This is a genomic window from Bradyrhizobium sp. USDA 376 (assembly GCF_054063675.1).
The window spans coordinates 4,814,973-4,834,998 of sequence record NZ_JBSSGN010000001.1 but is presented as its reverse complement, the minus strand read 5'-3'; the positions used below and the strand labels follow the sequence as shown (position 1 = coordinate 4,834,998).

Below are 20,026 nucleotides of genomic sequence, written 5' to 3'. Positions count from 1 at the left end.
AGGATGATCCGCTAGCGGCCCGCGATCGCATATCGCTTGCGTAAGGACGCCACGCATTGCGATGCCGCCGAGCTGATTGCGAGGTAGACCACCGCAATGACCAGATACATCTCGACGAGACGGCCGTTGAGCTGCGCGAGCTTCGAGGCTGCGCCGAGCAGATCGGTGAGCGAGAGCACGTAGACCAGCGAAGTGTCCTGGAACAGGATGATGGTCTGGCTCAGGATGATCGGGCTGGCGACGCGGAGCACCTGCGGCAGGATCACGGAGCGATAGGTCTCGAAGGTGGACAGTGCGAGCGCCTGACACGCCTCGAACTGTCCCCGGTTCACCGCCCGCAATCCGACGCGGATGATCTCCGAATAGTAGGCGGCCTCGAACAGGCCGAAGGTGATGAACGCCGTCCAGGTGGCGCCGATCGGAACGGGCCGTCCGTTTCCGCTGAGATGGCCAAGCACGATCGGCACCAGGAAGAAAAACCAGAACAGGACCAGGATCAGCGGGATCGAGCGCATCAGGGCGACATAGCCACGCACGAGCTTGCCGAGCACGGGCACTTCGAAGTGCTGCACCAGCGCCAGTAAGGTGCCAAGGATCAGGCCGACCACGAAAGCAACGGCAGTCAGTGCCAGCGAGAACAGCAGGCCCGACCAGAGGTAAGGCCACGCCTGAAGCACAATGGAGAAATCGAGGCTGCTCATTTCACGACCTCCATCGCGTCGGGCAAGGCGCCGACCTGTTGGGTGGCGTGTGTCGCGGCAGGTTCGATCGCATCCTCCGCGCGCTCCGTGCCGGGAATGCGGACGGCCCTGTCGATCAGTGCCATCCCCTGATAGGCGATGAGTGCCAGCGCGAGATAGACAAGCGTCGCGGCGCCGAAAGCGGTGAAGGTCTGGAACGTCGCTTCGCTGATCTGGCGGGCCTGCGCCGTCAACTCCATCAGCCCGATGGTGAGAGCGACCGAAGTGTTCTTGTAGATGCCCATCACCTCGCTGGTCAGGCTCGGGATGATCAGGCGCAGCGCCTGCGGCACGATGACATGGCGATAGGTCAGATAGCCGCTGAGCCCGAGCGCGCTTGCCGCCTCGATCTGTCCTTTCGGCAGAGCCTCGATCCCGGCACGAACCTGTTCAGCGATCCGGGCGGCGGTGTAGAGACCGAGGCACACCAGCGCCGGAAAGAACGATCCCCAGGGCGGCGGAATTTGCTTGATGGCGTTTCCGAGCGCGGCGGGAAGCAGCTCCGGTAGGACGAAGTACCAGAGAAACATCTGCACGAGGACGGGGATGTTGCGGAAGATCTCTACATACAGGCGCGCAAGCGCCGCGACGGCCCGGTTCTGCACGGTACGGCCGATGCCGACGACGACGCCGACCGCGAAGGCAATCCACCAGCCGAAGAACGCCAGTGCCAAGGTCCAGCCGAGGCCCGACACGAGCCAGTCGATGTAGCGCTGGCCATCCGCGGTCTGTTCAAGAAGCACTGCAAACATAGCGAACCTCAGGGCTCGGTTTGCGGGACACTCTCCGCCGATGCCGCAATTAGTCGACCGCGTCGCTGGGATGCGCGATCCGCTCCGTGAGCTCGACCGTCAGCGGGAACGCCAGGTTCTCATTCTTGGGCGGAATGGGCCTCGTGAACCACTTCGCATAGGTCTTCTCGAACTGGCCCGACGCCATCTGCTTCGACAGCACGTCGTCGACGAGCGCCTTGAAGCCGGTATCGCCCTTCGTGAACATCAGGCCATAATAGATCTTCGCGTAACCTTCGGGGAGAAATATCAGCGCATCCGGCTTCGGGGCCGCGGCCTTGAGGCCGGCGAGGAGAATGTCGTCTTCCATGAAGGCGGCTGCGCGGCCGGTGTTCAGCATCAGGAAGGATTCGGCGTGATCCTTGGCCTGGACGATGTTGAAGCCGAGCTGCTCCTTCGCATTCACGCCCTGCGCGAAGCCGACGGCGTTGGAGCCCTGGGTGACGACAACAGTCTTGCCCTTGAGATCGCCGGCCGTCTTCAGGCCGCTGTCCGCCTTGACCAGCCAGCGCGGCTGGCTGACGAAGGTGGCGACGGAAAACGAAACCTGCTCCTGCCGCTTCCTGTCATTCGCGGTGCCGCCGCACTCGATATCGACGGTGCCGCTCTGGATCAGCGGGATGCGATTGGACGAGTTCACCGGCACGTAATTGACCCTGAGATTGGGCAGGCCGGTCTCCGCCTTGATGCGCTCAACGATGGCCGCGCAGAGGTCGAGCGAAAAGCCGATCGGCTTCTGGTCGGGACCGAGATAGGAGAACGGGATGGAGGCCTCGCGGTGGCCGATGGTGATCGTGCCGTTCGATTTGATCCTGGCAAGCGTTGGACTGTCGGCGGCAACCGAGGGTCCATTGACAGCGCCAAGGACCGCAAGGCCGGACAGAATGCTCAAGACACGCGCAAAGTTCGTCATGTACGTCTCCTTGATGAACAGCCTATGCGGCCCTCGATGATGGCTTCACGCCGCGCCGCCGGATGATCTCGATCAGGCGGTCGACATCGGCAATCGTGTTGAACATCCCGAACGAGACGCGAATGCCGTCCCGCTCCGGCGACACGCGGACCCCATTCTCCTCGAAATGGCCGAGCCATTCGGCGGCGGGCAGCGCGATGACGTAGATGTGCGGCGCGCGATGCTGCCGCGCGCGCGGGCCGACGAGGCGAACGTCCAACGCATCGAGCCGGGCGATGAGATGGTCGCCGAGATCGAAGCAGTGGTTCTGGATGTTCTCAACGCCCAGCACTTCGATCATGTCGAGCGATGCGCCGAGCGCATGGATCGCCGGAAGATTGAAATTGCCGAGCTCGAAGCGGCGCGCGCTCGGGGCAGGCTCGAGCTTGTCAGGCCGGGCGATGAGATCGGCCGGGACTTCCGCAAGGCTCGCCGCCGCGAGATAGGCGGGCTCGAGCTCGGTCCGGGACTTGTCCCAATAAAGCAGGCCCAGCCCCTGCGGCACGAGCAGCCCCTTGTGACTGCCCGACCCGATGAAAGTCGCGCGCATCGTCTTGGCATCGATCGGCACGACGCCGATCGCCTGCATCACGTCGACGACGAAATAGAGATTCTTCTCCCGGCAGAGGGCACCGATGCTTTCGACGTCGAAACGGTGACCGGCATGGAATGTCACCTGCGACATCGAGATCGCCCTCGTGTTCGAGTCGACGTGCGGACGAATGCTGTCGGCATCGACGACCTCCGTCATCGGCACGAACTCGACGGTGACGCCCTTGCGCCGCAGATTGAGGAATGCGTAGGCATTGTTTGGATGATCGCCGTGGATCATCAGGACCTTGTCGCCGGCGCGCAGCGGCAGCGCATTCGCGGCGATGTTCATGCTCTCCGAGGTGTTCTTGGTGAAGGCGATCTCGTCGGCCGATGCGCCGAGAAACCGCGCCAGCTTCTCGCGGGTTTGCTCGACGCGATCGAGCCAGACGCTCTTGGGGCCGGCGCTCTCGAGACCTTCGCTCAGGAAACGATCGATCGCCGCCTTGACGGGACGCGCAAGCGGCGTCTGGAAGCCGGAGTCGAGATAGGTGATCCGCTCGGCAGCCGGAAACTCCTTCCGCACCGCTTCAACGTCGTAGTGGCCTGACATCCCGATCTCCACGTCCGCGGCGGGTCGCGCTGCACAAATCCTGTTCACCGCCTCGCAACGCCAACGATATGGGCAAAGACGCAAAAGCGCCTACATAATTTTCATATTTCAGTAGTTTTAATTCCGAAAAATGATAATTTGATAGAAACAAGGTGAGACCGGCAAAATGCAGCAGCCGAGTACCGACGGACCATTGGACCGCGCCTTCGCGGTCATTGGCTATGTTGCCAGCCAGACCAGGGCAGCCTCGGTCGCGGAAATCGCCGCTGCGCTGTCCCTTCCGCTGCCGACCGCGCATCGGCTGATCGGGAATCTGGAGCAGCGTGGGCTGCTTCAGAAAGCCGTGGGAACGAAGCGCTATGTGGTCGGCAATCAACTGGTCACGCTGTCGGCCCGCGTCATCGGCGCAGCTTTCCGGACCGCGCGCCGGCACGCGGTGCTCCGTGCCGTTGCCGCCGAAATCGGCGAGCAGTGCGAGATCGGCGTGGTGCGGGACAATGTCGTTGCCTATGTCGACAGCGTCCGCGAGTCGCAACCCCAAGGTCTCCAGTTCAATCCGGGAGAAGCGGCCCCGCTCCACTGCACGTCGACCGGCAAGATCTACATGAGCCGCTTGCCGGAGCGCGCGCGCGAGAAGCTGTGCCGCGCGCTCGCGCTCACCAAGTACACCGACACGACCATCGTCGATGTCGAGAGCCTGATGAAAGTGCTCGACGAGACGCGCAAGCGCGGCTGGGCCAAGACCAACGAAGAATATGTGAGAGGCGTGGTCGGCTGCGCGGTTCCCATTCTCTCCCCGGATCGCGAGCTGATCGCGTGCCTCGGTGTGTCCGTTCCCGTGGCACGCGTGAGCTTCACCGAGCTGGATCGGTTCATAGCTCCACTGCAGAAAGCCGCTGCGCTGCTGTCGGAGACAATCCTCGGAGATGATGAGGACGGCGCAAGCGAAGGATCGGAGGAACTTTGAACGTGTCCTCCGGCAGTTCCACACGGCCCTTCCGCGATCGAGAGAGCATCAGCGGATGATGGCAGCAGCTGTCACGCGACAGTAGGACGCAATCTAAGATCGACTGCGCCGTTGAAGCGCCGAGTCCCGGGAGCTATCGATCTGAAAAACCTGTCGTCGATCGGAGGAACGCATGAGCACCATCACCGGCGGTTGTCACTGCGGCGCAATCCGTTATCGGGTCGAGGGCGAAGCGATCGTTCACGCGTTGTGTCATTGCCGCGATTGCCGGCTCCATGCCGGCGCGCCGGTCGTCGGCTGGACGATGTATGCGGATGACGCCGTCAAGGTGACCAGGGGTGAGCCCAAGGTCTACAATTCCTCCGAACATGGCCGGCGGCTCTTCTGCGGCAATTGCGGCACCGGCCTGTTCTATGTCAACGCCAACATGCTGCCCGGGGTCATCGACATCCAGAGCGCGACTTACGATGATCCCGACGCCGTACCGGCGACGATGCACATCCAGGTGGCCGAGCGCCTTCGCTGGATGGAGCGCGCGCACGAGCTGCCGACGTTCGACCGCTATCCTCCGCAGCCGTAGCAGCGAGACGAGCGGCACGCATCAGCTCTTCGTGCTGGCCGTCTTGTCGAGCGCGGCACGTACGCCGCTCGCAAGCTTGATCGCGTCATCGTTCGCCCAGAAGTGCATGAAGAACAGGCGCGGCTGCTCGTCCAGCATGTGGCTGTGAAGAGCGGTCACGGCGATGCCGTGCGATCGCAACGCCCTAATGACCGGGTTCACCTCGTCGCCGGTCAGCACGAAGTCGCCGGTGATGGCCGCCTTGCCGTCCCCGGTCGGCTGGAAGTTGATGGCAGTGGCCACGCCCATCGGCCCGACCGGGCTCAGCTGCATTCCCTGCTCGGTGACCGGATCACGGCGGGGCACGTTGAACTGATAGACTCCGCCATTGGCCTGTCCCTTGACGCCGATGATCTGGTCGAGCTGCGCCGTGTCGAGATCGACGGCAGGCGGCGGGGCCGTCGAAGCCGGCACTGACAGCGGCGTCTTGCTTTCGGCGAGCGCCTCTTTGATCGCAGTTGCGATCCTGACGGGATCGCCGTGTCCGGCCACGTGCATGTAGAACGTCGCCGGGCTCGCGCCGAGCAGATGATTGTGCACGGCCGTGATCTCGAGCCCGTTTGCGATCATCTTCAGCATGACCGGGTTGATCTCGGACTCGAGCAGCACCAGATCGCCCATCGCCATGACGCCGCCATGAGCCGGCTTGAACGCGACCCAGCCGCCGAGCGCCAGCGCCGGCTTGATGGTCACGCCATCAAGCGTCACCGTGAGGTCCGTGCGCGGAAAACCGTAGCGATGCACGTCGCCGGTCACGGCCGGCTTGCGGCCCAGCGCGTCATCGACCTTCTGCCAGTCGACATCCTGCGCGCGGGCGGTCGCGATGAAGCAGGCGCCGATGACCATCAGCGCCGAGATTGTCTTGCGCATTGATCTCTTCCCTTTAGCTTGAATTCGGTTTCCGGAGCCGCCTCAGTTCCGCTCCTTGATCTGGCCGCTGCTGTCGACAACGAGCCGCACCTGCTTGCCGTTCTTGATCGCCCTGGCGGTCGTGCCCTCTGCGGTGGACTTGATGTCGCTGACCTCGGTGTAACCAGCCGCCTTGATCCTGGCGACGAGCTCGTCCTGGGTCAGCGCGCGTACGGCAGACGCGCCGCCCATCAACGCCAGAATGAGGAAAGCCTGAACGATTGTCCGTGTGCGCATGGTCGTTCTCCTGTGTCCCCGCCCCAGGTGAAGTCCGTTCCGCAAGGTTACGCATCGACAAGGCCGACGCGCCGCGCCGGACCGATGAGCTGAAATGATGCGTTGGATGATATCGGGGTGGCTGATGACATGCGGCGTCCTTGCTGAGAACCAGGACGCGATTCTTGGGCATGTCGCCTCACGGGGAGATCGCACATCCCCGACAGGCCGAGTAGAAGCCGGGGTGGCCAAGCTGTCAACTCACCCTTCCCTAAGGGTCCTCACAAAGAATTTTACGCTTCGTTGGAACCACGGCGACCGCTCTTGAAACCTGAAGACCATCTCACGTAAGGTAATCCGCACGGGGACAATGCAGACTCCCCTTGAGACCCCGGTCCAAGCTCTGCGCAGCACGCCAATACGTGGAGCTTGCGCATGGACACCGAACGTCACTCCTCTCCCCGCCAGACCGTAGCCATCCTCTCACGCGGCGACGCTGCCGCGCGCCGCGAGGCCACGGCGCAGAACAGCCGCTTCGTCCGCGTCTTCGAAGCGCTCGCCGCCGTCGGCATCGAAGCCTCGCCGGTGATCTACGACGAAAGCTTCGCGAGCGCGGTCCGCGATCAATTGCTCGCAGCTGACGGCGTGCTGGTCTGGGTCGATCCGATCCACCAGGGCAAGACGCGCGCCGGGCTCGACGCCCTGCTGCGCGACGTCGCGGCGCAAGGGCCATGGGTGAGCGCGCATCCCGAAATCATCTTCAAGATGGGCGTCAAGGAGGTGCTCTACCGGACACGTCATCTCGGCTGGGGCGCGGACACGCATCGCTATGACAGCGCCGCAAGCTTCCGCACCGAATTTCCAGCGCGCCTTCGCGCAGACGGGCCGCGCGTGCTGAAGCAGAACCGCGGCAATGGCGGCCAGGGCGTCTGGAAGGTGGAGGCACTGCCCGACACCGACGGCATGGTTCGCGTGCTGCATGCGCAGCGCGGCAGCACGCCCGAGGACATGCCGATCGACGCCCTCTTCGCGCGGTGCGAGCCGTATTTCGGCTGGGGCGGCTGCATCATCGACCAGGCGTTTCAGCCGCGCCTGCCCGACGGCATGATCCGCTGCTACATGAGCGGGTCCAAGGTCGCAGGCTTCGGGCATCAGAAGATCAAGGCCCTGATTCCACCGCCACCGGAGGGGCCGGATTCGCCTGAAGCGCAGCCGGGCCCGCGGATCATGCACGGGCCCGACGCGCCGCAATTCCAGGCGCTGCGGCGAGCGATGGAGGACGAATGGACGCCGCAGATGATGGCGACGCTCGGCATCGATGAGCCGTTATTGCCGGTCATCTGGGACGCGGACTTTTTGTACGGACCGCGAGATGCAGCCGGCGCCGACACCTACGTGCTGTGCGAGATCAACGCGAGCTCGTGCTTTGCGATCCCCGAGGAGGCCCCGGCGGCGATCGCGCGGACGGTGAGGCAACGCATGCTCCGGACAGCAGGCGTGCATTCGGGCGCATAGCGGGACAGCGGGCAAGCTCCCTCGCCTCAGATCTTCGGGAGCTTCGCCCGCTCCACCACACCGGTCCATTTGACGATCTCGGTCTCGATCAGCGCCTTCATCTGCGCCGGCGAGCTGCCGCGGACCTCGCCGCCGACGGCCGTCTCCAGGCGCTGCTTGATGTCGGGGTCCCTGAGCACCTCGAGCGTCGCCGCATTGAGCGTGGCCGTGATCGCGGACGGCGTGCCCTTCGGAGCCAGGAGCCCTGCCCAGGTGCGCACGTCGTAGCCCTTGATGCCGGCTTCCTGCACCGAGGGGACATCCGGCAACAACGCGGTGCGCGCCGGCGAGGTCACCGCGAGGCCGCGGACCGCGCCGCTCTGGATTTGCGGGGCGAGCAGGACGGGCGTGCCGACAATGATGGGAACTTCGCCGCCGAGCAGCGCGGTGACGGATTGCGAATCGCCGCGGTACGGCACGTGCACGATCTCGACGCCGGCCGCCGCATTCAGCAGCTCTCCCGCAAGATGATGCGTGCTGCCGAAGCCGACCGATCCGAAGCTGAGCGCACCCGGCTTCTCCTTCGCTATAGTGATGAGATCGCCGAGCGATTTTGCGGGATGATCGTTGCGCACGGCAATGACGAGCGCGTAATAGACCAGCGTCGAGATCATCTCGAAACTCTCGGCCGGCTGGTAGGCGAGGCTCTTGTAGGTCGCCGCGGAAATCGCATGCGCCCCGGTGACGAGCCCGAGCGTGTAGCCATCGGGCGCCGCTTTCGCGATGGCATCCGCGGCGATGTTGCCGCCGGCGCCCGGCTTGGCCTCGACGATGATCGGCTGCCCGAGCTTCTTCGAGAGACCGTCGGCGATGATGCGCGACAACGTGTCGGCCGCACCGCCCGCGGCAAATCCGTGCAGCAGGCGGATCGGGCGCGACGGATAGGTGTCCGCCGCCGCAAGAGTGGTTGCAAGACAACCACCCAGCAGAAAAATGGCCGCAGCAAGCCGCTTCATCCCTCGCATGGATGCTTCTCCCTTTGATGTTATGTCTTTGGCCGCGCGTGCGGCGTCTTCAAGTCGTCGTCTGAGCCGTTAAAGTGTGAGCATGATCTATTCGGAAAACCGCTTCGCACTTTTCCGGATCATGCTCTAGCGCGCGAACTCCGTGCATTCCGGCGACGGCGGCATGCCCCAGACGTCGCGCGGCAGCCCGACCCAGACTTTCGGCCGCTGCGGACGATCGCGGTGCCACGGGCGCGGCTCGAAATAGCCGAGCGCCTCGTCGGTCATGCGGTCGAGATCGCAAAACAGCTCGACCAGATGGCCGTCGGGATTGCGGTGGTAGATCGCAGTGTTGTGGCCGGGGCCGTGACGCACCGGGCCCCACAGCACGGGCAGCTTGTGCCGCGCCAGGTGATCGCAGGCGCGATGCATGTGCTCGGGCCCCCGCAGCTCGAAGGCGAAGTGATGCAGACTGCGTTCGGATGCACGGGCGAAATTCAGCGTGTGATGCTCGAAGCCGCTGCGCATGAAGACGAAGCGGTCCTCGATCCAGTCGGAGACCCGCAGGCCCATCACATCAGCGTAAAACTCCGACGCGGCTTGCGGATCGGGCGTGCGCAGCGCGACATGGCCGAGCTTGGCGACCGCGAGGGCGCCGATCCGCTCCTGCGCGGGCGTCGGCGTCCAGCCCTGGATCAATTCGAAGCGCGTTCCTTCGGGGTCGCTGAAAGACAACAGCCGGGAAACCCCAGGCAGGGGATCGCTGTGGAGCTCGGGCCGCAGATCCGCCTGCTTCAGCGCCGCGCCCAGCGCCTCCAGCTGGACATCGGGGGAAATCTCGAAGGCGATGCTCTTCAGCGCGGCATCGCCGGGCTCGATTACCAGCGAGAGCTGCTCGGACTCGTTGGCGAGGAACAGGCGGCCTCCGTCGCGGGCGACGAGGCCGAGACCGATCACGCCGCGGTAGTAGTCCAGCAGCCGCTCCGGATCGGGCGAGGTGAAGGTCGCGTGCCGCAGCCGGGTGAAGCGTGCAATGGGTGCTTGTGTCATCGTCCACCCCCTCATGGCGTCATGATGATCTTGCCGAGCGCGGAGCCCTGCTCCAGCAGCGTATGGGCTTTCCTGACCTCGTCGAGCTTCAGCACCGCCGAGATCGCCGGCTTGATCGCATTGCGGCTCAGCGCATCGATCACGCTGCGCATCAGGGCGCGGCGGCCGTCGCGATCGTGGTCGTAGATGTGGAAGGAGAAGCAGCGCACGGCCGGACAGATGTCGAGATGGTTGCGCATTGCCGCCATCAGATTCTCTTCCGGCAATCCGGCGAAGGCGTTGTACGACAGCAGCGTGCCCCATTTGCCGAGCGCGCCGAGATAGCCGGTGAACTCCGGCCCGCAGACGTGATCGAGCACGAGGCCGACGCCCTCGCCCTCGCCCTCGGTCAGCTCGCGCGTCCGCACCACGACATCCTCGCTGCGGTAGAAGATGATGTGATCGGCGCCGTTCGCCTTCGCGAACGCGGCCTTCTCCTCGGTCGAGACCGTACCGATCACGGTCATCCCAGCGAGCTTAGCCAGTTGCACCAGCGCGGTGCCGACGCCGCCGGCGGCGCCGATCACCAGTGCGCTGCTAGGTGCGCGCGGATGGCGGCACTCGTGCAGCAGCGCGTAGGCGACCTGGTAGTTCGACAGGCACACGGCCGCTTGCAGATCGACATGGTCGGGCAGTGCGTGAACGGCATCGGCGGGCGCGACCACGTAGTCGGCGTAGCAACCGCCGCGCTGGGACAGATCGCGGGCGCTCAGCAGCACCTTCTGGCCGACGGCAAGTCCCTCGACGCCGGGTCCGAGCGCGGAGATGCGTCCGGCGACATCGTTGCCGGGATTGGCCGGCAGCGGCGGCATCCATTTGTAGACGCCGCGCCGGATCAGCGCGTCGGGCTGCCCGACCCCGAACGCCTCGGCCCGGATCTGCACCTGCCCGGCCCCCGGCACGGGCACCGGAAGCTCGACCACCTCAAGTGCATCCGGCCCACCCGGCTGACGCACCAGCACTGCCCTCATGTCTCCACGCTCCCCAGACGACTTCTGAAACCGTATTTTCGAAAATAATACCGTTTACGAAAATTATTGCAAGATGGTCGTTGGCGCGGCATCTTGAGCCATCGATTCATTGGCAGACCCATGTCCGACAGCGCCATTCGCCCCCGCAAGGAATTCGGCAAGACCATCGCCGCCGACATCACCCATCGGCTGCGCGAGGAGATCATTGCCTGCGGCCTTGCGCCGGGCGAGCCGCTGCGCTTCGACGTCTTGCGCGAACGGTTCGGCGCGAGCTTTACGACGCTGCGCGAGGCACTGACCGCGCTCGCCGCGGAAGGGCTGGTCGACGCCCAGGAGCAGCGCGGATTTCGCGTGGCGCCGGTCAGCCGCCAGGATCTGGTGGAGGTCACCGACGCAAGGGTGCTGATCGAGGTAGAATTGATCCGCCGCTCGATCGAACGCGGCAATGACGACTGGGAAATCGCCGTGATCTCGACGCTGCACCGCTTGAAGCGGATCGAGCAGCGCGACCCCGAGCATCCCTTGCGCGATCCCGAGTGGAAGATCGCCCATCGCCAGTTCCACCAGGCGCTGGTGTCCGCCTGCGGCTCGGCAACGCTGCTGGCCATTCGCGCCGAGCTGTTCGACCGCGCCGAGCGCTACCGGCACCTGTCCGCCAATTTCCGGCCGCGTCCGCGCGACAAGGCCGGCGAGCATCAGGCGATCATGCTGGCCGCGATCTCGCGCAATGCCGATCTCGCCGTGCAACTGATCGAGACGCATATCCGCTCGACCTCCGACAACGTGGCGACATACGCCGGCCATCTGCTCGACTCCGAATAGGCGCGCCGGCAATTTCACGTACACTGGGCTTGCGCCCGGCCTCATTTTCGAAAATAATACAAAAGATCGAAAATCGAAACCCTTGGGGGCGAAACCATGAAGCTGCTGTCGTTCTTGGACGGAAATCGGGAAAGCTGGGGCGCCGTTGTCGAAAACGGCGTGGTGGATCTCGGCCGCGCCCTGCCCCAGTACCCGACCCTCGCCGACTTCCTCGGCAGCGACGACTACGCGCGCCGCGAGGCCATCGTTGCCGGGCACAAGCCCACGGTGGCGCTGAGCGACGTCAAATATCTGCCGGTGATCCCACGCCCGGAAAAGATCGTCTGCGCCGTGCGCAACTATCTCGACCACCACAACGAGGCGGTGGCGTTCGGCATGAAGCGCGAGATCACCGAATTCCCGCCGATCTTCCTGCGGGTCTGGCGCTCGCAGGTCGCGCACAACGCGCCGGTGATCCGGCCAAAAGTCTCGGACAATTTCGACTGGGAGGGCGAGCTCGCCGTCGTCATCGGCAAGGGCGGCCGCCACATCAGCCAGGCCGATGCCTGGAATCACGTCGCGGGCTACTCGATCTACAACGACGTCAGCGTGCGCGACTGGCAGCGCCACGCCCAGCAGATCGCTTCCGGCAAGAACTTCGTCGGCACCGGCCCGTTCGGGCCGTGGCTGGTCACGCCGGACGAGATCGGCGATCCCACCAAGCTGAAGCTGGAGACGCGCGTGAACGGCGCGACCGTGCAGTCCTCCGACACCTCGATGCTGATCTTCTCGATCCCGCGGCTGATCGAATATTGCTCAACCATCTTCGACCTCGTGCCCGGCGACGTCATCGCCACCGGCACGCCGGCCGGCGTCGGCTTCACCCGCAAGCCGCCGATCTTCCTCAAGCCGGGCGACGTGGTCGAGGTCGAGATCGAGAACATCGGCGTGCTCAGCAATCCCGTCGTGGACGAGGCGTAAGACCCGCATGTCTCACGACATTCGCAAGACCGCACTCAGCGTCGAGACCGTCTGGCACGAGCGCGGGCCCCGGCTGGAAAAACCGCTGCTGGTGGGGACCGCGATCGCAGTGATCCGCAATCCCTTCGCCGGCCGCTATGAGCCTGACCTGATGCCGTTCCAGGCCTCCTTGCGTGAGCTCGGGCGCGAACTCGCAACCGGGCTGATCGCACAGCTCGGCGGCGCATCGCGGATCGAAGCCTATGGCAAGGGCATCATCGTCGGCGAGGACGGCGAGCTCGAGCACGGCGCCGTCTGGCACGAGGCCGGTGGCCACGGCATGCGCGAGGTGCTGGGACAGCCCAAAGGACAGCCGAAGGCGATCGTGCCGGCGGCGAAGACCATCGGCGGTCCCGGCACGCGCCTGATGGTGCCGCTCGGCCACATCCACGCCGCCTATGTCCGCAGCCATTTCGGCACCGCGGAGATGACGCTGTGGGATGCGCCACGCCGTGACGAGATCGCCTTCGGCCTCGTGATGGCAACCGGCGGTAGGCCGCATGCGCGCATCGGGGGACTCGCAGCGTCCGGGATCTCCGTGCACGACGGGCAGCGCTGACGCGCCGCCTTACAGGAAGCCGGTCGAAATCCAGGGTATCGCGGCAACCACGAGCGTGCCGATCAGCAAGGCCACGATATAGCCGACGATCGGCTTGATGCCTTCGTCGGGACTGATGCGGCTAATGGCGCAGGCCGCATAGTAGCCGACGCCGAAGGGCGGGGCGAACAGGCCGATGCCCATGGCGAGGACGACGACCATCGCGTAGTGCACCTCGTGCACCCCGACCTGGCGGGCGATCGGAAACAGCAACGGCCCGAACAGAACGATGGCGGGGATGCCCTCCAGCACGCTGCCGAGGATGACGAATGCGAGGATCGTCACGCCGAGGAAGACCGGTGTTCCGCCCGGCAGCGCGGTCATGAACTTCGCGAGCGATGCCGAGAAACCCGATTGGGTCAGGGCCCACGCCATCCCGGTCGCAGCACCGATGATCAGCAGAATCGCGCCGGACAGCGACGCGGTCTCCACCAACATCGGATACAGCCGGCGCCAGGAGAACTGCCGATAGATCAGGAGCCCCGTGAGGACCGAGTAGACGATGCCGATGGTCGACACCTCGGTCGCCGTCGCGACGCCCTCGACCACGGCCGCGCGGATGACGAAGGGCAGCGCCATCGCCGGAATCGCGATGACGAAGGCGCGGCCGATCTCCCTGCCCGTCGCCCGCTTCACATGCGACAGGTTCTCGCCGCGGTATCGCCACCAGACCACCGCACAGAGGCCGACGGCGAGCACGATGCCGGGCAGCAGGCCGCCGGTGAACAGCGCAGCGATCGACACGCCCGTCACCGAGCCGATCGTGATGAGCACCAGCGAAGGCGGGATGGTCTCGGTCTGGGCACCGGTTGCGGCAAGAAGCGCGACGAGATCGCCGGGTCTGGCGCCCCGCTTGGTCATCTCGGGAAACAGCACGGGCGCGACGGCGGCCATATCGGCCGCCTTGGAGCCCGAGATTCCCGACACCAGGTACATCGCGCCGACCAGCACATAGTGCAAACCGCCACGCACATGTCCGAGCAGACTGGCGAGAAAGCCCACCATGGCACGCGCCATGCCGGTCATTTCGATCAGCAGGCCGAGGAACACGAACAGAGGCACCGCCAGCAGGATCAGATGGCTCATGCCCTCGTCCATCCGCCCGATGATGACCACATCCGGCGTGCTCGTCGTCAGGGCCAGATAGCCGACGGTTGCAAGGCCAAAGGCAAATGCAATCGGCACCGCCGCAAGGACCATGGCACCGACGATGACCACGAAGAAGATCAGCAGGTTGAGATTGCCGAGCGGTTTCAGCACCGGCGCCACCAGCACCAGCGTCGCGATGATCCCGGCAACGAGCGCAACCGCGGCGAGCAGATCCCTCAGGCCCGCGATGCGAACCAGCCGCAGCACCGCCGCGACCAGCATCAAGCCGATGCCGACGGGTAACGCCGCAGCACGCCAGCTGTTGACGATCTCGAGCGCCGGGGTCGTGACGAACACTTCGTCGGCCGCGAACTCGTAGGCCGGGTGGATCACCAGCAGGAGAAACGCCAACGAGGCCGCGGCGGCAACGACATCCAGAAACGCGCGGGCGTCCGCGCCGAGCATCCCGATGATGGCGGTCATCCGCATGTGCTCACCGCGCTGGAAAGCAATCACAGATCCCAGCATGGCGAGCCACAGGAACAGGATGCCGGCGAGCTCGTCGGCCCAGATGATCGGGGCGTGAAAAACGTATCGTCCGACGATGCCGGCGGACAACACGACGATCTCGGCCAGCACCAGCAATGCCGCCGGAATCGCAACCACATGTCCAAGCAGCCTGTTGGCCCTGGCGGCCCACAGCTGCACACCAGACTGCGATGCCGCAGTTGCGGCACCCTGATCGATCTCAGGCATATGGTTGATCGCGGTCATGACAGCTTGCCCGCCGCTTTCTCGAGCTGCGCCCAGGCCTCATCGCCGAACTTGGTCTTCCAGTCGGCATAGAAGCTGGTTTTCGCCAGCGCCTGGCGGAACGCGCCGCGGTCGACGTCGATGAACTGCATGCCCTTGGCGGTCAGATCGGCGCGCAGCGATTCGCTGAGCTTGGCGACGTCGGCGCGCTCGTCCTTGGCCGAACGATCGAGCTCGCGCGTCACGATCTCCTGCACGTCCTTCGGCAGCTTCTCGAAGGCGCGCTTGTTGCCGAGGATCCAGTAATTGTCCCAGACATGCCCGGTCAGGGAGCAGGTCTTCTGCACCTCGTAAAGCCGGGCCGTTGCGATGATCGGCAGCGGGTTCTCCTGCCCGTCCACCACCTTGGTCTGCAGCGCGGAGTAGACCTCGTTGAAGTTGATCGGCGCGGGTCCCGCCCCGAGCGCCTGGAACAGCGATGTCAGATTGGGCGCCGCCGGCACGCGCAGCTTGAAGTTCTTCAGATCCTCCGGCGTCCTGATCTCACGCCCGGACGAGGTGACATGGCGAAAGCCGTTGTCCCAGGGGCTCGACACCGCCATGATCGGTGTCCTGGCGATCTGTGCGCGGATATAGGCGCCGAGTTCGCCATCCATCGCCTTCCAGACCGCGTCATAGCTGGTGAAGAGAAAGCCAAGGTTGACGATGCCCGCCGCCGGGACCAGCGTCGCGAGGATCAGCGACGACAGGTTGAAGAACTCGACGCCGCCGTTGCGGACCTGCGTCAGCAGGTCGGTGTCGGAGCCGAGCTGGTTGGCCGGAAACAAATTGATCTCCAGCCGGCCGTTCGTCGCCTCGCGGATGCGGTCGACCGCTTCCTTGGCGCGGACGTTGACGGGATGCGTCGGGTCCTGGCCGGTCGCGAGCTTGTAGGTGAACTCCGCGGCCGAGGCCGGGCGGGTGAGAATGGCACATAGCGGCACGGCCGCGCCGGCCATGAGCAACTTGCGGCGGCTGAGATTGGTCGGCTTGCGCAAGGACATTGTTTCCTCCTGTTGGGCATCGATTGATCTGCCGCGACGGCTTTCGCCGGCGCGTATTGCAGCTGGCCGGCTCTCGATGCGCCGGCATTGGACAGCAGCCGTCGTTCATCGCAGCGATGCTGCGAAGCATGTCTGTCGAGTCGGTCGTGAAAGCCGGCTGCTAGCGCAGCCACTCCTTGATCTGCCGCTTCACTTCTGCGGTCGAGATGCCGTAGCGGTCGTGCAGCGTCGGCAGCGCGCCGGCGGCAAGAAATTCGTCCGGAAGCGCGATCTGCCGGAAGGCCGGATGGACGCCCGAACGCATCAGCAGCGCCGCGACGGCTTCGCCGAGACCGCCGATCACGGTGTGGTTCTCGGCGACGACGACGAGGCGGCCGGGCTTGCCTGCTTCACGCAGGATCGCCTCCGTGTCGAGCGGCTTGATCGTCGGCACGTGCAGGACGCCTACGTTGACGCGGTCGTCCGACAGGGCCTGGGCCGCCTCCAGCGCGCGCATGGTCATGATGCCCGAGGAGATGATCAGGACCTCGGCGCCGTCGCGCAGAAGCGCAGCCTTGCCGAGTTCGAAACGGTAGTTGTACTCGTCGAGCACCAGCGGCACCTGGCCGCGCAACAGCCGCATATAGACCGGTCCGCGATGCGCAGCGATCGCCGGCACGATCTGCTCGATCTCGTGCGCATCGCAGGGGTCGATCACCGTCATGTTGGGCATCGCGCGAAACAGCGCGAGGTCCTCGGCGGCCTGGTGGCTCGGCCCGTAGCCCGAGGTCAGGCCCGGCAGCGCGCAGGCGATCTTCACGTTGCGGTCTTCTTCCGCGATTGTCTGATGGATGAAGTCGTAGGCCCGGCGCGAGGCGAACACCGCATAGGTGGTCGCGAACGGCATGAAGCCTTCAGCCGCCAGACCCGAGGCTGCGCCGAACAGGAGCTGTTCGGCCATGCCCATCTGGTAGTAGCGATCGGGAAAGGCCTGCGCGAAGATGTGCAGGTCGGTGTACTTGCCGAGATCGGCAGTCATGCCCACGATATCTTCGCGGCTGCGCGCGAGCTCGACGAGCGCGTGGCCGAAGGGGGCGGGCTTGGTGCGCTGCCCTTCTGCCGCGATCGAGGCGATCATGGCCGAGGTGGTCAGGCGCGGCTTTCCGGGCGGTGTCGATCCGGCGGACTTCATGACTGGTCTCCCGCGTTCAGTGCAGACAGCGCGAGCTGCCATTCGTGCGGCTCCACGCGAATGAAGTGGTTCTTCTCGCGCTGCTCGAGGAAGGGAACGCCCTTGCCCATCAACGTGTCGGCGACGACCATGCGGGGTTTCGGCCCGGCATGCGACATCGCGGCATCGAAAGCCCCGACCACCGCATCGAGATCGTTGCCGTCGACGCGCTGCACGAACCAGCCGAACGCCTCGAGCTTGTCCACCAGCGGCTCGAAGCCGAGCATCTGCTTCGAGGGACCGTCAGCCTGCTGATTGTTGACGTCGACGATTGCGATCAGATTGTCGAGCTTGTGATGGGCCGCCGACATGATGGCTTCCCATTTGGAGCCCTCGTCCAGCTCGCCGTCCGAGAACAGCGTGAAGATGCGCGCGGCCGATTTCTTGCGCTTCAGCCCGAGCGCCATGCCGACGGCGATGCCAAGGCCAAGGCCCAGCGAGCCGCCAGACATCTCCATGCCCGGCGTATAGGACGCCATGCCCGACATCGGCAGGCGACTCTCGTCGAAGCCGTAGGTCTGTAGTTCAGCCTCGGGAATGATCCCGGCCTCGATCAGGGCCGCATAGAGCGCGATGGCATAGTGTCCGTTCGACAGCAGGAAGCGATCGCGGCCTTCCCAGGCTGGATCTTCGGCGCGAAACCGCATCGCGTGAAAGTAAGCCACCGCCAGCACATCGGCGATGTCGAGCGCCTGCGCGATGTAGCCCTGGCCCTGGACTTCGCCCATCAGCAAGGCGTTGCGGCGGATGTTGCGGGCGCGCTGGACAAGCGTCGGCGCGTTTGCGAGTGTCGGTGTTGCCATGATGGTTTCTCCCCTCCTCCGCTCAGTGGATCAGCATGCCGCCGTTCACGTCGACCACCGCGCCGGTCACGTAGGCCGAGAGGTCGGAGGCGAGGAAAGTGTAGATGCCGGCGACGTCAGCAGCCTCGCCGAGCCGGCCGAGCGGAATTCCCTCCAAAATCTTCGCCCTCATCTCGTCGGTGAGCTTGCCGGCGGTGATGTCGGTGCCGATCAGGCCCGGCGTCACGCAGTTGACGCGGATTCCGTCGGGGCCGAACTCGCGCGCCATCGCCTTGGCAAGCCCGAGCACGCCGGCCTTGGCCGCCGAATAGTGCGGTCCCCCGAAAATGCCGCCGCCGCGCTGGGCGGAGACCGACGACATGCACGCGATCGATCCGGTCTTGCGCTTCTGCATGTGCGGGATCACGGCCTGCGACAGGAACAGGATGCCCTTGAGGTTGACATCCTGGATGCGGTCCCAATCCTCGGGTTTGATGTCGAGGAGCTTCACGGGCTGGGTCACGCCCGCGTTGTTGATGAGGATGTCGATCTGGCCGAATTTTGCGATGACCGCCTCGACGGCCTTGATGCACGCCTGCCTGTCAGTGACGTTGCAGGCGAGGCCGAGATGCGGCTCGCCTGCGGATTCAAGGTTGCGCGCGGCGGCTTCCGCCGCAGGGCCGTCGATGTCGAGAATGGCGACCCGGGCCCCTTCGGCCGCAAAGCGGCGGGCGGTTGCAAGTCCAATGCCCCGCGGAGAGGCGGCTCCTGTAATGATTGCAGTCTTGCCGCGTAGCAGCATTCGCTCCTCCCTGAATGGCTGTTGCCGGGCCCCGAAGGCGCCGCTGTTCTTGACCAGATTGATTATGCCGCTGCCCGCTTTCCCACAAACGCGCTGTTGTCTTGCATAGATGAATTTGGTTCACTTGTCCGATGTTGCTGTCCAGTATTCCGATATCGTCCATCCGCGCCTTCGAGGCGGCTGCACGCACCGGCTCGTTCCGGGACGCGGCGAACGAGCTTCATCTCACCCCGAGCGCGGTGAGCCACGCCGTTCGCAAGCTCGAAAGCGCGATGAGCACCACGTTGTTCGAGCGCAGCGCCCGGGCGGTCCGGCTGACACCGGCGGGCGAGAACCTGATGCGTCATGCGGGTGCCGCGTTCGACAATCTGCGCCGGGGTATCGAAGAGGTCGCAGGCCGCGGCCCGCAATTGCTGAGGGTGCACTGCGCGCCGAGCTTTGCCGCCCAATGGCTTGCCCCGCGCCTCGCCCGCTTCATGGCCGCAGAGCCGAAGCTCGAGGTGCGGCTTGCCGCCAACACCGAATATGCGCGGTTCAGCAACGACGACTTCGACATCGACATCGTGTACGGCCAGCCGAGGGCAGAGGGCGTCGAGGTCGTTTCGCTGGGTGAAGAAACCGTGACGCCGCTCTGCACCCCCGAACTCGCGAAAAAAATCCGCAAACCGAAAGACCTGCTCGACCAGGTGTTGATCCGCTCGGACGTGAAGCAGGTGCAGTGGCACCAATGGTTCACCGCAAACGGGCTCGAAGCGCCGGCCATTCACGGCATGCGCTTCGATCGCAGCTTCCTGGCGATCGCGATGGCTTCGAGCGGCCTCGGCGTGACGCTGGAATCAACGCGGCTTGCCGAACGCGAGATCGCGACGAAGCGGTTGGTTGCGCCCCTTGCCGGACGCTCGGTCGACATCCGTTATGTCGGCCATCATCTCGTTTTTCCACGCGCAAGCCAGCAGCGTCGGCCGATCCGCGTTTTTGCCGAGTGGATCACGCGTGAGCTTGCGGCGGGCGGCTCAGCTTGATCCGGTCCGG

General features: G+C 65.0%; 21 protein-coding genes. 7 read left to right on the top strand and 14 right to left on the bottom strand.

The window, feature by feature from the left end:
• Positions 1–11: 11 nt before the first annotated feature.
• Genes ACVJ19_RS22555 through ACVJ19_RS22540 form a run of 4 tightly spaced genes read right to left on the bottom strand, consistent with a single transcriptional unit; the run spans position 12 to position 3,627 of the window.
• Positions 12–701, bottom strand: a complete 690-nt coding sequence (locus ACVJ19_RS22555) for an amino acid ABC transporter permease (protein WP_453951186.1) — start codon at positions 699–701, stop codon at positions 12–14.
• Complete coding sequence (locus ACVJ19_RS22550; protein WP_453951185.1) at positions 698–1,492, bottom strand: amino acid ABC transporter permease; 795 nt, start codon at positions 1,490–1,492, stop codon at positions 698–700. The genes ACVJ19_RS22555 and ACVJ19_RS22550 overlap by 4 nt, the downstream gene beginning before the upstream one ends.
• Positions 1,493–1,541: 49 nt before the next feature.
• Positions 1,542–2,444 carry an amino acid ABC transporter substrate-binding protein gene (locus ACVJ19_RS22545; protein WP_453951184.1) on the bottom strand — a complete coding sequence of 301 codons (903 nt, stop codon included), beginning with the start codon at positions 2,442–2,444 and terminating at the stop codon, positions 1,542–1,544.
• Between the two features lie 22 nt (positions 2,445–2,466).
• On the bottom strand, positions 2,467–3,627 hold the full coding sequence (locus tag ACVJ19_RS22540) for an aminotransferase class V-fold PLP-dependent enzyme (protein ID WP_453951183.1): 1,161 nt from the start codon (positions 3,625–3,627) through the stop codon (positions 2,467–2,469).
• Between the two features lie 166 nt (positions 3,628–3,793).
• On the opposite strand from ACVJ19_RS22540, the gene ACVJ19_RS22535 reads away from it, so the two are divergent.
• On the top strand, positions 3,794–4,594 hold the full coding sequence (locus ACVJ19_RS22535) for an IclR family transcriptional regulator (RefSeq protein ID WP_453951182.1): 801 nt from the start codon (positions 3,794–3,796) through the stop codon (positions 4,592–4,594).
• A gap of 172 nt (positions 4,595–4,766) precedes the next feature.
• Positions 4,767–5,174 (top strand): GFA family protein, encoded by a 408-nt coding sequence (locus tag ACVJ19_RS22530; protein WP_453951181.1) that lies wholly within the window; start codon positions 4,767–4,769, stop codon positions 5,172–5,174.
• A gap of 21 nt (positions 5,175–5,195) precedes the next feature.
• Here the strand turns inward: ACVJ19_RS22530 and ACVJ19_RS22525 are convergent, their stop codons facing one another.
• Both ACVJ19_RS22525 and ACVJ19_RS22520 read right to left on the bottom strand, forming a co-directional pair.
• Positions 5,196–6,083, bottom strand: a complete 888-nt coding sequence (locus tag ACVJ19_RS22525; RefSeq protein WP_453951180.1) for a DUF1259 domain-containing protein — start codon at positions 6,081–6,083, stop codon at positions 5,196–5,198.
• A 42-nt stretch (positions 6,084–6,125) separates the two neighbouring features.
• Positions 6,126–6,359, bottom strand: coding sequence for a hypothetical protein (locus ACVJ19_RS22520; RefSeq protein WP_453951179.1), 234 nt, complete (start codon positions 6,357–6,359; stop codon positions 6,126–6,128).
• 414 nt (positions 6,360–6,773) lie between these two features.
• Between ACVJ19_RS22520 and ACVJ19_RS22515 the strand changes: the two genes are divergently transcribed.
• A complete protein-coding gene (locus tag ACVJ19_RS22515) occupies positions 6,774–7,853 on the top strand; it encodes a Cj0069 family protein (RefSeq protein WP_453951178.1) in 1,080 nt (359 codons plus the stop codon).
• Between the two features lie 26 nt (positions 7,854–7,879).
• Here ACVJ19_RS22515 and ACVJ19_RS22510 read toward each other — a convergent pair whose 3' ends face one another.
• The 3 genes from ACVJ19_RS22510 to ACVJ19_RS22500 all read right to left on the bottom strand — a co-directional run bounded on the left by ACVJ19_RS22510 (position 7,880) and on the right by ACVJ19_RS22500 (position 10,896).
• Entirely contained in the window at positions 7,880–8,857 is a 978-nt protein-coding gene (locus ACVJ19_RS22510) for a tripartite tricarboxylate transporter substrate binding protein (RefSeq protein ID WP_453951177.1), read from the bottom strand.
• Positions 8,858–8,983: 126 nt separating this feature from the next.
• Positions 8,984–9,886, bottom strand: coding sequence for a VOC family protein (locus ACVJ19_RS22505; protein WP_453951176.1), 903 nt, complete (start codon positions 9,884–9,886; stop codon positions 8,984–8,986).
• A gap of 11 nt (positions 9,887–9,897) precedes the next feature.
• Complete coding sequence (locus ACVJ19_RS22500) at positions 9,898–10,896, bottom strand: zinc-dependent alcohol dehydrogenase family protein (protein ID WP_453951174.1); 999 nt, start codon at positions 10,894–10,896, stop codon at positions 9,898–9,900.
• A gap of 120 nt (positions 10,897–11,016) precedes the next feature.
• Between ACVJ19_RS22500 and ACVJ19_RS22495 the strand changes: the two genes are divergently transcribed.
• The 3 genes from ACVJ19_RS22495 (at position 11,017) to ACVJ19_RS22485 (ending at position 13,276) form a co-directional block, all read left to right on the top strand.
• Positions 11,017–11,718, top strand: a complete 702-nt coding sequence (locus ACVJ19_RS22495) for an FCD domain-containing protein (protein WP_453951173.1) — start codon at positions 11,017–11,019, stop codon at positions 11,716–11,718.
• 96 nt (positions 11,719–11,814) lie between these two features.
• Positions 11,815–12,678: a fumarylacetoacetate hydrolase family protein gene (locus tag ACVJ19_RS22490; RefSeq protein ID WP_453951172.1), complete on the top strand. Its 864-nt coding sequence runs from the start codon at positions 11,815–11,817 to the stop codon at positions 12,676–12,678.
• 7 nt (positions 12,679–12,685) lie between these two features.
• Positions 12,686–13,276: an amino acid synthesis family protein gene (locus ACVJ19_RS22485; protein ID WP_453951171.1), complete on the top strand. Its 591-nt coding sequence runs from the start codon at positions 12,686–12,688 to the stop codon at positions 13,274–13,276.
• Positions 13,277–13,285: 9 nt separating this feature from the next.
• On the opposite strand, the gene ACVJ19_RS22480 is transcribed toward ACVJ19_RS22485, so the two are convergent.
• The 5 genes from ACVJ19_RS22480 to ACVJ19_RS22460 form a co-directional block, all read right to left on the bottom strand.
• Entirely contained in the window at positions 13,286–15,178 is a 1,893-nt protein-coding gene (locus ACVJ19_RS22480) for a TRAP transporter large permease (protein ID WP_453951170.1), read from the bottom strand.
• Positions 15,175–16,200: a TRAP transporter substrate-binding protein gene (locus ACVJ19_RS22475; protein ID WP_453951169.1), complete on the bottom strand. Its 1,026-nt coding sequence runs from the start codon at positions 16,198–16,200 to the stop codon at positions 15,175–15,177. The genes ACVJ19_RS22480 and ACVJ19_RS22475 overlap by 4 nt, the downstream gene beginning before the upstream one ends.
• A 160-nt stretch (positions 16,201–16,360) precedes the next feature.
• Positions 16,361–17,371 (bottom strand): transketolase family protein, encoded by a 1,011-nt coding sequence (locus tag ACVJ19_RS22470; protein ID WP_453951168.1) that lies wholly within the window; start codon positions 17,369–17,371, stop codon positions 16,361–16,363.
• Positions 17,368–18,213: a transketolase gene (locus tag ACVJ19_RS22465; protein WP_453951167.1), complete on the bottom strand. Its 846-nt coding sequence runs from the start codon at positions 18,211–18,213 to the stop codon at positions 17,368–17,370. The genes ACVJ19_RS22470 and ACVJ19_RS22465 overlap by 4 nt, the downstream gene beginning before the upstream one ends.
• A 22-nt stretch (positions 18,214–18,235) precedes the next feature.
• Positions 18,236–18,994 (bottom strand): SDR family NAD(P)-dependent oxidoreductase, encoded by a 759-nt coding sequence (locus tag ACVJ19_RS22460; protein ID WP_453951166.1) that lies wholly within the window; start codon positions 18,992–18,994, stop codon positions 18,236–18,238.
• Between the two features lie 134 nt (positions 18,995–19,128).
• On the opposite strand from ACVJ19_RS22460, the gene ACVJ19_RS22455 reads away from it, so the two are divergent.
• Entirely contained in the window at positions 19,129–20,016 is an 888-nt protein-coding gene (locus tag ACVJ19_RS22455; protein WP_453955185.1) for a LysR substrate-binding domain-containing protein, read from the top strand.
• Positions 20,017–20,026 lie beyond the last annotated feature (10 nt).